This is a genomic window from Acinetobacter sp. Leaf130, assembly GCF_001423205.1.
Classification (GTDB): domain Bacteria; phylum Pseudomonadota; class Gammaproteobacteria; order Pseudomonadales; family Moraxellaceae; genus Acinetobacter; species Acinetobacter calcoaceticus.
On the sequence record NZ_LMOE01000001.1, the window covers coordinates 1465675 to 1478612 of the forward strand.

Sequence of the window (12938 nt, forward strand, 5' to 3'; positions counted from 1 at the left end):
GTAATGGCTAAAATTTTAACAATTACTTTAAATCCTGCAATTGATGTCACGATACAACTCAATGAGTTGCAGATAGGTGAAGTAAATCGCCAAGAATCTGTAGAGATTCATGCTGCTGGAAAAGGGCTTAATGTTGCACAAGTTTTAAAAGATTTAGGACATGATGTTATTGTTTCCGGTTTTCTAGGAACTAGTAATCGACAGATTTTTGATACACATTTTGAGCAAGTTCAATTTCAATCTGAATTTATTTATATTGAGGGTGAAACGCGCCAGAATATAAAAATTGCTGAACATTCCGGTCGTATGACCGATTTAAATGGAAAAGGATTTTTAGTATCTGAACTAGATAAAAAGAATCTATTCCAAAAAATCGAAATGATTTTGCCGCAAGTAGAAGTCGTTGCTATTGCTGGTAGTCTTCCACAAGGTTTTAGTATTGATGAGTTTCAAAAGCTTATTAAGCTCATTCAAAAACATGGTAAAAAAGTTGCCCTTGATACAAGTGGTAAAGCGTTAGTCGCTGCAATTGAATGCCAACCATGGATGATTAAACCAAACACCGATGAGTTAGTAGAAAGCTATCAGCTTCCTGCAACAACCTATGTCCAGCAAAAAAAGCTTTTTAAAAACTTAGCTAAAATTGAGCATGTCGTTATTTCGATGGGTGAAGACGGTGTAAACTGGCTACATGAAACACATCCACTACATGCCCAAGCCCCTAAAGTGATCGTTAAAAGTACCGTTGGTGCGGGCGACTCTCTTTTAGCTGGCATGATTCACGGCCTAATAAATAACTTCTCTGCCGAAGAAACATTGAAAACGGCTACAGCAATTGCGAGCCACGCTGTAACACAAATTGGCTTTCATATTCCAAATGCTGAAATGCTAAACCAATTAAAAGCCCAAACTACAATCAATTCATTGAGCGAATCTGATGCCAACTGCTAAACATTTATTATTTGTCATTAATAGTCCGCAACAGCAAGTCAATGCTTTGATTTTAGCTCGAAAGCTTGCACAGGTAGCATCCCAAAAGGGTTACGAAAATAACATAATTTCGCTCGATGAGTTCGAAGAAAATCAAAACTTTGATCAAGTGATTGTTATTGGACAACGTCCGAAAAATCTTAATATTTTTGGTACACACCCTTTATCTTTAATTAGCATTGAAGAAATCAAAAATGATGCTCATTCAGCTTTCCAAGCTGGCTTAGATCATTTAAAGCCAGCTCAAGATTGGCAGAGTGATAATACGCCATCGCCAAATAAAGCGACTAAATTTGTTGCAATCACTGCGTGCCCTACAGGTGTTGCCCATACCTTTATGGCTGCTGAAGCATTACAACAAGGTGCAGAAAAACTTGGTTATGATATTGAAGTAGAAACACAAGGTTCCGTTGGTGCAAAAAATATTTTATCAGCTCAAGCTATTGCTGAAGCGGACATCGTGATTCTTGCTACTGATATTGAAGTTAACACAGACCGTTTTGTGGGCAAGCGTGTTTACCGATGCGGTACTGGTTTTGCATTAAAGCAAACAGATAAAGCCTTTGCTGAAGCTATTAGTAATGCACAAGTTTTAGATCAAGGTAAGCAACAAACATCAGCAGAGAACAAGGATAAAACCGAAAAAGTTGGTGTATATAAACATCTCTTAACAGGTGTGTCTTATATGTTACCTATGGTGGTGGCTGGTGGTCTTCTAATTGCCCTGTCCTTATGCTTTGGCTTAAATGCTGCTGAGCAAGCAGGCAGTTTACCAGCCATATTAAAACAAATTGGGGCCGCTGCATTTATGCTCATGGTCCCTATGCTATCGGGTTATATTGCCTACTCCATTGCTGATCGCCCTGGCCTCGCACCTGGCTTAATCGGCGGCTTACTCGCCTCTCAATTACAAGCAGGCTTTCTAGGCGGCATCGTTTCAGGTTTCCTTGCGGGCTATATCGCACTTTTTATTGCAAAAAAACTCAAACTTCCTACTAGTCTAGAAGCACTTAAACCAATTTTAATTATTCCTTTATTAGGTACATTATTTGTTGGCCTTATTATGTTCTATGTGGTTGGACAGCCTGTAGCACATATTTTCGAGCTCATGAAAGACTTCCTAAATAATATGGGTACAACAAATGCTGTGTTAATGGGAATTATATTAGCAAGCATGATGTGTATCGATTTAGGTGGCCCAATCAATAAGGCAGCCTACGCTTTTACTGTCGGATTATTGACAACAAATACCTATATGCCTATGGCAGCAACAATGGCGGGCGGTATGGTCCCTGCTATTGGTATGGCTATTGCGACTTTCGTGGCTAAAAATAAATTTAGTACAGGAGAGAAAGATGCCGGAAAAGCCGCTTTTGTACTAGGTTTATGTTTTATTTCAGAAGGTGCAATTCCTTTTGCAGCAAAAGACCCAATGCGCGTTATTCCGACTTGTATTTTAGGTGGTGCAGTAACTGGCGCACTTGTTGCACTATTCCACTGCGAGTTAGTTACTCCTCACGGCGGTGTATTTGTTCTTTTAATTCCAAATGCAATTAATCATGCTTGGCTCTACCTTGCTGCAATTGCTGCTGGTAGTATTGTTACAGGAATAAGCTATGCAATCGTTAAGAAAAAGATAGAAGAAAAGACTGCAACCACTGCATAATAAAAAAGGGAGAATATTAATTCTCCTTTTTTAAATTAAATACTATTCAACAATCTGTTTTAGTAGTGCTTATATCACTTAATCTGAGTAGCTCTTGCCATAATCTGTGCAGGTACTTCTTCTGCTAACATAACAGTTAAAGTTGGTTCTTTTTTGGGGATTTAGTAGATGAGCGACATACTGCCTGAGTAAAAATTGTTAAAAATATAATTTATAGACAAAAAAACTAAATTTATAACGCTAATCATTCAACTAGTTTTTTAATTTTATATAAAATAATCAATAAGTTGTTAAACAAACCCATTTTATTTTGCTAAATAATAGATGATTCATGTTAAATGTATGGTAAATTTCACTAACAATAAAATAAATTAAGCCACTGATATTTATAAATATTTTTTATTTAAATATCTTGATTTTTCATAGTTATGACTTTAGAGACAAAAACTATCTCGTTCAATGCCACGGTCAAATCATAATTTTTTTTCTACGATGCGTTTGCAAGCCAATATCGTTTAATTAACGATCAAGTAAGCCTAGATGCAATCTTGTATATCTGTTCAAAGATTTTAAGGAATTAATGACTATGACTTATCAAGTCACATTAATTTTCAACAAACTTTGACTATAGAAGAAAAGTATTTGTAGTTTGTGCAAAGTATAGGGATGTTTATCAAAACAAAGGTAACTAAACCATGTCATTGTTAAATTTAGCTATATAAATTTTGCTCAGCAAGTAAAGTCCTGATATAACTTGCTTGATGAAACTATATTTTTCAACTATTAAAGATAGTTCACCAGAAATGCGATCCACCAAGGTATGGGGAAAAGTCAATGACAAAGAAGTATGCGCGTTTTTTACCTACAACAGAATCTTTTACTCTTGAAGATTTTCCATATTATTGGATTACTCAAGTACATGCTCAGTATGTACAAAATATTGATAATGCTTTAAAAAAATATGGTTTAGATAACTCACGTAGACGCATTATGTTGGCTTTAAGCAGTAAGCCTCATGCGAGTGTTTCTGAACTTTCAGACATGATTATTTCAAAAATGTCGACGACGACTAAAATTGTCTATCGTTTAAAAGATGAAGGTTTAGTTGAAACTTATTCTTGTCAGACCGATGGTCGAATCACCCGCGTGGTACTTACAGAAAAAGGTACTGAAATGATCAATAAGATTAATGATCTAACCAGCGTAGTACTCGAGCAATCATTCGAAGGTATCACCCCATTGCAATTAGAAAAAATGATGGAAAGTTTGAAATTACTTTTAAAAAATCTTTCCCGTTAAAAATGGAATAAATCTTTTACTCGTCAGTAAAAACTAAGCTCTCTGTCAGGAGAGCTTTTTCCATTTTAATGCCCCGTCTAAGCATTGATAGAAACAACACCCAACATAAAATAATCAATTAACTTCACATCTGTTGACTTGAGCTCTTAACTCCAGTAGAAATTCTCTTTCAATAACTGAATAGCAAATTTTTGAAAATGGCTAAAAGAAAATACAAAAGTGACAAGTTCCAAGTGCGCCGTATTAACCGTCAATGGTGGGTACTTGAAAAAGACCTCGAATCAAACTGCTATTTAAAACATGAACAAGTGGCAACCAAAACCTTAGCAAACAACTATGCAGATGATTATATTGAACAATACTATATGAATCTTTACATTCAACAAGAGTTGAAAAAACCTGAAACTGTATAAAAAAGCCATTTGGCTTTTTTTTTATTTTTAATAGTTTGAAATTATAAAATCAAAAATTAGGAATAAAAAAAACCTACATCTTGGGGAAAATGTAGGCTATAAAATGCACAAAAAGGAAATATATATCCTTCTTGATAAAAAGAATTTTACGATAATATAAGCCTTTATTTTATATTACTTTTGTAAACTTAATGGTAGTTATTGTATTTATTTAGACTTTTTTAAATCTGCCCCTCATTATATATAATGATTAAAATTTGAGTTATTAAAATTTTAATCATCACAATTTACTTCTCATCATTTTATAATTTATTTTCATTAGTTTTATTAAGATAGGTTTCTAAAGACAATTATAAGTTTCTGTTTTAATAAGTTTTTTACAAAAATAAGCATAAATCTTTTTTTAACTTAACACAGATAAAAATCAATAAATAACAAAAACATAAATTAAATATTAAGTATATAATATATTTAACACCTCAATTTTAGTTCAAAAAAAAGACAGTTTAAATTTATTTATTGCTGTTTTGATTACTACAGAAAGATTACAATAATGACTTATAAATAGATTAACCCCATACAATCTTTCTAGGCATGTTATGACTTCAATGTCGAACAACACCCAAAAGCATTTTATTGTTGAGCAAATTCCACTACCAACATGGGTAAGTGATGAAAATGGCTTGATATTATATTGCAATGTAGAGTGTATAGAATATTGGCAGGATACTTTTTCTCCATTACCTCAGCAATGGTTAGATTTTATATCTCCTGTCGATTTAGATGAAGTCAAAAATAGATGGCTCGAAGCAATTCGCCTGCAAAAAAGAATAGAACTAAAATGCCGACTTTTACAAAGTGGCAATCAATATAGATGGTGCAAACTTTCTATTCAAGCCTCCAAATATCGCGGCTCTTCTTTAGCCAGTGAATGGTATGTCAGCTTTTTAGATATTGATCACGATATTCAAGAACAACAAAACTTACAAAAGAATATTGAAATACAAAATCAAATGTTAGACATCAGTGTTGATTGCATTAAAGTATTAAATGTTGATGGCACAGTTTCTCATATGAATAAATCAGGATGCCTCGCTTTAGGCGTTCCTGTTGATGAAACAGAATTTGGAATGAAATGGCTTGAGCTTTTACCACCTCATATTCGTAAACGTGGACGCGTCGCTTTAAAAAAAGCCCTTCAAGGCAAAGTTGCCAGATTCGCTGGAATGAGCTGTTTACCAGATCAGGACCCCGAATATTGGGATAATATGCTGACCCCGATTCATCGGGAAAATGGTGAAATCGGACAAATACTTTGTGTATCTCGTAACGTTACTCAACAGCATCTGACAGAAAATCAGCTTAGAAATATGAGTGAAAGAGATGACCTAACTGGATTATGTAATCGGCGCTCATTTAAATTTCAACTTAAACGTACCCTTGCATCTTCAAAAGATAGCCAAACAAGCGTAGGTTTACTATTAATTGATCTTGATCATTTTAAGCATATTAATGACACTTTAGGGCATAGTGCAGGCGATCATCTTTTAAAAGTTTTATCCAAACGGTTTAGTCATTGTATTGATGATGAAAGATGTTTTGTTGCACGACTGGGTGGAGATGAGTTCGCAGTTATTATTAATAACCTCAAATCTGAAAATGATGTACGTGACCTAGCAGCCATTTTGCTTCAGCAGTTAAATCAACCTATTACCTATTTAGGTAATGTGCTAAATGGTGGTATGAGTATTGGTTGTGCAATTTATCCTCAAGATGCCGTAGACCAGTCAGGTTTACTAAGTTGCGCAGATATGGCCTTGCATGACTTAAAAGCGCGTGGTCGTGGTGGTATTCGCATGTACGATCCATGCATGATGCAAATGACCGAAACAGTCGCATCTCAACTTAATTTAGCACGCCAGCTTATTCGCCATCATACCATCCAGCCCTACTACCAACCCAAAGTAGATTTAAGAACTCATCGTGTTGTAGGTTTTGAAGCTCTATTACGATGGCATACTACTTCAGCTCAAAGAGGTTACCCTGCACAAATTGCAGAGGCTTTTAAAGATTATAATTTAGCGAGTAAGATCGGTGAAACTATGCAACATCAAGTTTTACGAGACATCGCCAAATGGATAGATCTTGGTATTAAACCTCTTCCTGTTTCGCTCAATGCTGCACCAGTTGAGTTCTTAAGAGACAACTATGCTGAAAAGCTTTTGAAAAAGATCAATCAATTTCAAATACCGACACATTATATTGAAGTAGAAGTCACCGAACACATGCTAGGTGACCGAGGTTCAGAATATGTGATCCGAGCACTTAATAAATTAAAACAGCATGGCGTAAGTATTGCACTAGACGACTTTGGTACTGGTTTTTCATCGCTCACCCATATTCGCGATTATCCAATTGACAGCTTAAAAGTAGATTGTAGTTTTATACAAAAGATGCAACATGATCCATCAATTTATGCGATTGTCCAAGCAATTGGTTTACTCGCTCCAAATTTATCACTGGGGCTCATCGCCGAAGGGATTGAAACTCCAGAACAAGAAGAACTACTTCGACAATTTGGATATAGTATAGGTCAAGGATTCTTGTTTGAGTCCGCTATAGACGCTAATCAAGTCATTTCAATTCTCAAACAGAATCAACCCTACCTAGAAAGTCATTACAACGCTTTAAGATAAAATCTTTAATAAACTTTCTCGCCTCTATTCATACTAAAAATAAACAATAACTTTTTAAAAATTGTTCATAATATAAGCATAAAGATAATAAGTCGGTGTTTTAACACCATACATTGTCATAGGACAATAAGGAGCAATATATGAGTTATCACCATATCTTGGTTCCAGTCGATGGTTCTCCTACTTCACTCATTGCTGTCAATCATGCAGCAGCACTTGCTAAGGCCTTTGGTAGTAAAGTGACCCTAGTATATGCGCTTACTATAGATCCTTTCATTTCTGTAGAATTCATTGATAGTACAGAATTAGCACAGGATTATTTTAATAAAGCTAGAGCATCGATTCAGGGTATTTTAGACCAAGCGAAAGAACAATTTAGCCAACATGGAATTTATGTTGAGACAAAAATTGTTGAGGGTCAAACAATCCACACAGAAATTATTAAAGCAGCGACCGAACTCAAAGCAGATTTGTTAGTCATTGGTTCTCATGGTCGAAAAGGGTTTAAAAAGTTCTTCTTAGGAAGTGTGACTCAAGCTCTTTTAGGAGAAATTCATTTACCGGTATTAGTCGTAACCGAATAGTTTTTCTGAAGCTAAAAAAAACCGATCTTATGTAGATCGGTTTTTTAATAGCCTGTTTTACTGAGCTTTATATGTAAATCTAATCAGAGATCCTGGGTTTTCTAATGTATTCGTTACAGAACCATCATCTTTTTGGACATTTCCGGAAGTATCAGTCAATACATATAAAACATTTCCATCTGGACTTGCAATCACGTCACGATAACGATTGTTGCTCTTAAACATCGGCACAGCATCATCATAAGTAGCACTGTAAGTTGGATCTAGCTTAATACGGAAAATAACACCGCGCTTTAAAGATGGAACCAATAAGGTATTTTCCCAACCAGAAATTGCTTTTTTGCCTCCCTTATAGACATAAGCAGATGACGGCGCAACCGTTGGCCAGCAAATGTAGGTCATATCCCCACAGGTTGGGTCATTATAGTTATAGGTATCTTGGACGGTATATAAAGTTTTTAACGGCGGTACAAAGTTTTTACCAGTCCATTCAGACTCTTTAGTCACTGGAACGCCAGCTGCCACTTTTAAACCATTTTGTCCTAAATCTTTAATTTGTGCTTTATTGCTTGCTGCTGAATAATTTGCATAGGCATAACCACTATCATCTTTATAACCCGCTACATTTGGCCAGCCATAGTTACCACCTTTGACAATGAGGTTAATTTCATCATCAGAGTTTGGACCCTGTTCAGATTGCAACAGTTTACCATTTGGAGTAAATGCCAAGCCCTGTGGGTTACGATGACCGAGCGTATAAATATGGCTAATTACACCGTTAAAGCTTGGATTATCTTTTGGAATACTTCCATCCAGATTTAAGCGTAATACTTTACCCATATAAGTATGATAGTCTTTGCCGCTCAGTTCCTGTTGAGTCGGCGTATGCTGTGCTTGATTTGGTAAGAATAAATAAGCCAGCTGGTTACGTCCCTGATCACCAATCGTATAGTAAATCTTTTGGTCTGGACCAATAACAAGGCGACCCGACTGATGGTCTTTCGATGAAGGTAATCCTGCTAATAAATCTACTGGTTTCTCAAGAGTATCTGTTGCTTTGTTATAGGTATATCGACGAATAATAGTTTGATTCGGTAATTCTTTATCTGTAGATTTCGGATTTTTAAATGTACCTGAAACATAGATATAAGGATTATGTTTAAAGTCAGGATGAAAAGCAAAACCTAATAAACCGTTTTGTCCATCAGCATCATTTATAATCTCAGGAACCTGAAAAACTGTTTTCACACTGCCCGACTCTGGATTCACTCTTAGAATCTTACCTGTTGCCCGCTCCGTTAACCAAATTTGATTATCAGGCCCCCACAACAAAGCATGTGGCTTATTTAAATTAGATAGAAGAACTTTCTTGTCAAAGCTTTCTGTTTTCGCTTTAGCAAATTGAGATGGTGTAAGAGGAACATCAGCAAATGCTGAATTGAGTGTAAGTAGCTGAGCAGCACCTAATAAAGTAATTTTAGCCAATAAATGTTTATTCATATGTCCACCTTATAAATTGTCAAAATTTTCCGAGAATTTTTAAACCGTTAATAAAGGGTTTGTAGGAGTTCTCTATATGATTTGTATTATGATGAATAACGAATCTATTAAAATCTAAATTTCTGAAAGGCTCTGTTGCATAAAAGTAGCTATTAAAAAGAGATAAACACTCTCCCAAAGCCTTTTTAAGATGAGTAACTTAAAGCTAATTTTGATCTATTTTTATACGTGCTCAATTAATTTTATATCTTAATGTTTTTTGAAATGGTCTTCTAAAGTTAGCACAATATCACTATTAACCATGAGTGCAGATCAGTATCCTTTCATAAAAAATTTCATAAACCCAATGATGAAAAGCATTCAATTATAAAGTTTTTGCTATGCTAATTTCCTAAGCTCAGGTTAGTCAACCTTAAAAACTTATGCTATTCTTCGGCCACTTTTTAAAGCCTCAAATTCTCTATCATCATGACACTTACGCCACCTTAAGTTTATTTACCCTTATTCATTGTAAATAACTCATCATTGTTTAGTGATGTGGTGTAGTCGCTTGTGTTGATATATCACTTCACTAGCCTTTTCAAAATTTAGAACTATAGGCTATCCCCCTCATGTTAACGAATGTCCGAGAACAATGGTTCTCTAATGTCCGTGCAGATATTCTTTCCGGTCTTGTTGTTGGTCTTGCTTTAATTCCTGAAGCAATTGCATTTTCAATTATTGCGGGTGTAGACCCGAAAGTTGGGTTATATGCGTCTTTTTGTATTGCAGTCATTATTTCATTTGTAGGCGGTCGTCCCGCTATGATTTCGGCAGCTACAGGTGCCATGGCTCTAGTCATGACAACACTTGTAAAAGACCATGGGCTTCAATACCTATTTGCAGCAACTGTTTTAACTGGCGCCATACAGATCTTAGCTGGATATTTCAAACTCGCCAAACTCATGCGTTTTGTTTCCAAATCAGTCGTTATTGGGTTTGTTAATGCCCTCGCCATACTCATTTTTATGGCTCAACTACCAGAATTGGTAAACGTGACGTGGCATGTCTACTTATTGGTAGCAATTGGTTTAGCAATTATTTACCTATTCCCTTATGTACCCAAAATTGGAAAGTTTTTTCCTTCCCCTCTTATTTGTATTGTCGTTGTTACACTACTCGCCATTTTTCTAGGTATTGATGTTCGAACAGTGGGTGATATGGGATCATTACCAGATACCTTACCTATATTTTTAATTCCAGATATTCCTTTTAATTTAGAAACACTGCTTATTATTCTTCCCTATTCATTAGCCCTTGCTGCTGTTGGTTTACTTGAGTCAATGATGACAGCAACAATTATTGATGAAATGACAGATATACCGAGCGATAAGTTTCAAGAGTGTAAAGGCCAAGGGATTGCCAATATTGCCTCAGGCTTTATGGGAGGAATGGCTGGTTGTGCCATGATTGGTCAATCCATGATTAATGTAAAATCTGGTGGCCGCACACGCCTATCTACTTTTTGTGCAGGAATATTTTTACTGATTTTAGTTGTATTCTTAAGTGATTGGCTAAAAGTAATTCCTATGGCTGCTCTTGTTGCTGTCATGATTATGGTGTCAATCAGTACTTTTGAGTGGAAATCGCTTATTCACTTTAAAGCGAATCCTAAAAGTAGCAATGTCGTTATGATTGCAACTGTCATTGTTGTTGTGGCTACCCATAACCTAGCGCTAGGCGTATTAACCGGTGTTTTACTTTCCGCGTTGTTCTTAGCCAATAAACTTGAAAATGATATTCACGTAAATACATCCTTTGAAGGTGAAACGCGTTTGTATGATTTAAGAGGACAAATATTTTTTAGTTCTTCTGAAAAGTTTATGCAAGGGTTTAACTTTAAGGAAGATGTAAAAGAAGTCATTATTGATCTTACACACTCACATATTTGGGATGTAACTTCAGTAGCAATGCTTGATTCGGCTATCAATAAATTTCAAAAAAATGGCATAAAAGTTACTGTACGCGGCTTAAATGAAGCCAGTTCCATCATGATTGATAAATATGGTACTCACGCTAAAATTTAAAAAAAGGTCCTTCGGGACCTTTTACGATCTACAGATTAAATTTTTTATTAAGGAGATTTATACAACAAACGATTTGGACTACCAGATGGATTTTTTACCACATTGCTACTTGCTTGATTTAAAAGATTAGTAGAGATGGTTTGTGGCGTCGCAGTGGGGGTACTTTGCAGCATTTCAGCAACGACACCTGCAACATGTGGCGTAGCCATCGATGTTCCATTTAGAACTTTAGTAGCCGTATTACTGCCTATCCAAGAAGAATTGATTTGGCTTCCCGGTGCAAAGATATCAACACAGCTTCCATAATTAGAATAACTTGCGCGCGTATCAGTACTATCTGTAGCAGCAACTGTAAGTGCTTTACTTACTCTTGCGGGTGAGGCACTGCAAGCATCAGTATTTGAGTTTCCAGCAGCCACCACCATGACATAACCATTATTAAATAAATTTTCAACTGCACTATCTAAAGAGGTACTCGCATCCCCACCTAATGACATATTCACAACTGCTGGTTTTTTACCATTTTTTAATATCCAATCTAAACCAGCAATCACATTACTAGATGCACCGGAGCCATCACATCCTAAAATCCGAATTGGAACCAAATTTACATTCTTAGCAACACCATAAGTACTGCCACCAACCGTACCTGCGACATGTGTACCATGCCCATTACAGTCGCTTGTACCATTCCCATCCGATATTGCGGTATACCCGCTTAATACCCGCCCAGAAAATTGTTGATGGCTAGACAATATACCTGTATCAACAATATAAGCTGTCGTACCAGAACCCGTCTGTAAATATGAATAAGTAGAATTTAAAGGTAAAGCTTTTTGGTCAATACGATCTAGTCCCCAATCCGGATTACTCTGAGTAGTGGCATCAATTTTCATGACTGTATCGTTTTCTATAGAAAGTACTTGCGGATTTTTTTTCATTGCTTCGACAAAAGCAGTAGCCGCTGTATCGGGTAAATAAATTGCGAAACCCTTAAGTACAGTGTCATACGAGTGTAAGACCTTAGCGCCATGTTGCTTAGCAATATTCTGGGCAAAATCTACAGATGGTCCAGCATCTTTATTAAGAATAACAATATATTGGTTTTTAATAATTCCCTTTGCTTGAGAAGAATCTAGTAAAGAACTTGTTGTGTTTGGTGCTGCATGGACTAGATTGACGGCGGCCAATGTTAAAAAAGCAGCCGATACTTGGCAAAACTTCATGAAAAATCTCCATATCTTTTATTCATACATCGTTGTTATGATTTGTACTGTCGTTATATTTAAGAATTAAAACATTTTTGGTAAGAAATTTTGATTGGCCTCTCCCTACATCAAAACTAAATCATATTTTCATAAAACTTTGTTTTGTACAACGCTAGTATCTTTTTTAGATCAAAAATGTGAACCAATTCTAAAAATCAGAGAAGTATAGATTTGGGTTTAAAGATTAATTATTATTCTTGACTATAAAACTTCAAGAAGGATTTACAATATAAAAATATATAATCATTACCAATAATATAAAAGTAGAAAGTGCAAGATAGGTACCAACTGTATTAAAACTTCGCAAAAATTTCCAGATATCCATAAAAATATAATAAAACAATTATTTATAAAAATTATTTCAGACTTTAAATAAATCAGCAACCAGAAGAGGTTTACAATTTTTTTAACTATAAAGGTTCAGTATCAAATACGTAAAAAAATATTACTTCAAAA

General features: G+C 35.5%; 10 protein-coding genes. 7 read left to right on the top strand and 3 right to left on the bottom strand.

Features of this window, described 5'->3' with window-relative positions:
- Positions 1 to 3: 3 nt before the first annotated feature.
- The 6 genes from pfkB (at position 4) to ASF86_RS06415 (ending at position 7648) form a co-directional block, all read left to right on the top strand.
- On the top strand, positions 4 to 951 hold the full coding sequence (pfkB, locus tag ASF86_RS06390; protein ID WP_056480579.1) for a 1-phosphofructokinase: 948 nt from the start codon (positions 4 to 6) through the stop codon (positions 949 to 951).
- A complete protein-coding gene (locus ASF86_RS06395) occupies positions 938 to 2656 on the top strand; it encodes a fructose-specific PTS transporter subunit EIIC (RefSeq protein ID WP_056480580.1) in 1719 nt (572 codons plus the stop codon). Before pfkB ends, ASF86_RS06395 begins: the two co-directional genes overlap by 14 nt.
- Positions 2657 to 3490: 834 nt before the next feature.
- Complete coding sequence (locus ASF86_RS06400) at positions 3491 to 3955, top strand: MarR family winged helix-turn-helix transcriptional regulator (RefSeq protein ID WP_002121027.1); 465 nt, start codon at positions 3491 to 3493, stop codon at positions 3953 to 3955.
- A 197-nt stretch (positions 3956 to 4152) separates the two neighbouring features.
- Positions 4153 to 4368 (top strand): hypothetical protein, encoded by a 216-nt coding sequence (locus tag ASF86_RS06405; protein ID WP_003652142.1) that lies wholly within the window; start codon positions 4153 to 4155, stop codon positions 4366 to 4368.
- A 599-nt stretch (positions 4369 to 4967) separates the two neighbouring features.
- A complete protein-coding gene (locus tag ASF86_RS06410; protein ID WP_056480581.1) occupies positions 4968 to 7064 on the top strand; it encodes an EAL domain-containing protein in 2097 nt (698 codons plus the stop codon).
- Positions 7065 to 7204: 140 nt separating this feature from the next.
- Positions 7205 to 7648 (top strand): universal stress protein, encoded by a 444-nt coding sequence (locus ASF86_RS06415; protein WP_005040033.1) that lies wholly within the window; start codon positions 7205 to 7207, stop codon positions 7646 to 7648.
- 57 nt (positions 7649 to 7705) lie between these two features.
- On the opposite strand, the gene ASF86_RS06420 is transcribed toward ASF86_RS06415, so the two are convergent.
- Positions 7706 to 9148, bottom strand: a complete 1443-nt coding sequence (locus ASF86_RS06420) for a glucose/sorbosone family PQQ-dependent dehydrogenase (RefSeq protein WP_056480583.1) — start codon at positions 9146 to 9148, stop codon at positions 7706 to 7708.
- Between the two features lie 611 nt (positions 9149 to 9759).
- Here ASF86_RS06420 and ASF86_RS06425 point away from each other — a divergent pair.
- On the top strand, positions 9760 to 11214 hold the full coding sequence (locus ASF86_RS06425; protein ID WP_056480587.1) for a SulP family inorganic anion transporter: 1455 nt from the start codon (positions 9760 to 9762) through the stop codon (positions 11212 to 11214).
- Positions 11215 to 11261: 47 nt separating this feature from the next.
- On the opposite strand, the gene ASF86_RS06430 is transcribed toward ASF86_RS06425, so the two are convergent.
- Together ASF86_RS06430 and ASF86_RS20025 are read right to left on the bottom strand one after the other, a co-directional pair.
- Positions 11262 to 12440: a S8 family peptidase gene (locus ASF86_RS06430; protein WP_056480588.1), complete on the bottom strand. Its 1179-nt coding sequence runs from the start codon at positions 12438 to 12440 to the stop codon at positions 11262 to 11264.
- A 253-nt stretch (positions 12441 to 12693) separates the two neighbouring features.
- On the bottom strand, positions 12694 to 12807 hold the full coding sequence (locus ASF86_RS20025; RefSeq protein WP_227508779.1) for a hypothetical protein: 114 nt from the start codon (positions 12805 to 12807) through the stop codon (positions 12694 to 12696).
- Positions 12808 to 12938: the final 131 nt, after the last annotated feature.

Bases quoted from the DNA above. Each gene is read 5' to 3' on its own strand.
- ASF86_RS06425 (WP_056480587.1), top strand. From the start codon at position 9,760: ATGTTAACGAATGTCCGAGAACAATGGTTCTCTAATGTCCGTGCAGAT.
- ASF86_RS06405 (WP_003652142.1), top strand. From the start codon at position 4,153: ATGGCTAAAAGAAAATACAAAAGTGACAAGTTCCAAGTGCGCCGTATT.
- ASF86_RS06415 (WP_005040033.1), top strand. From the start codon at position 7,205: ATGAGTTATCACCATATCTTGGTTCCAGTCGATGGTTCTCCTACTTCA.
- ASF86_RS06400 (WP_002121027.1), top strand. From the start codon at position 3,491: ATGACAAAGAAGTATGCGCGTTTTTTACCTACAACAGAATCTTTTACT.
- pfkB (WP_056480579.1), top strand. From the start codon at position 4: ATGGCTAAAATTTTAACAATTACTTTAAATCCTGCAATTGATGTCACG.
- ASF86_RS06410 (WP_056480581.1), top strand. From the start codon at position 4,968: ATGACTTCAATGTCGAACAACACCCAAAAGCATTTTATTGTTGAGCAA.
- ASF86_RS06420 (WP_056480583.1), bottom strand. From the start codon at position 9,148: ATGAATAAACATTTATTGGCTAAAATTACTTTATTAGGTGCTGCTCAG.
- ASF86_RS06395 (WP_056480580.1), top strand. From the start codon at position 938: ATGCCAACTGCTAAACATTTATTATTTGTCATTAATAGTCCGCAACAG.
- ASF86_RS20025 (WP_227508779.1), bottom strand. From the start codon at position 12,807: ATGGATATCTGGAAATTTTTGCGAAGTTTTAATACAGTTGGTACCTAT.
- ASF86_RS06430 (WP_056480588.1), bottom strand. From the start codon at position 12,440: ATGAAGTTTTGCCAAGTATCGGCTGCTTTTTTAACATTGGCCGCCGTC.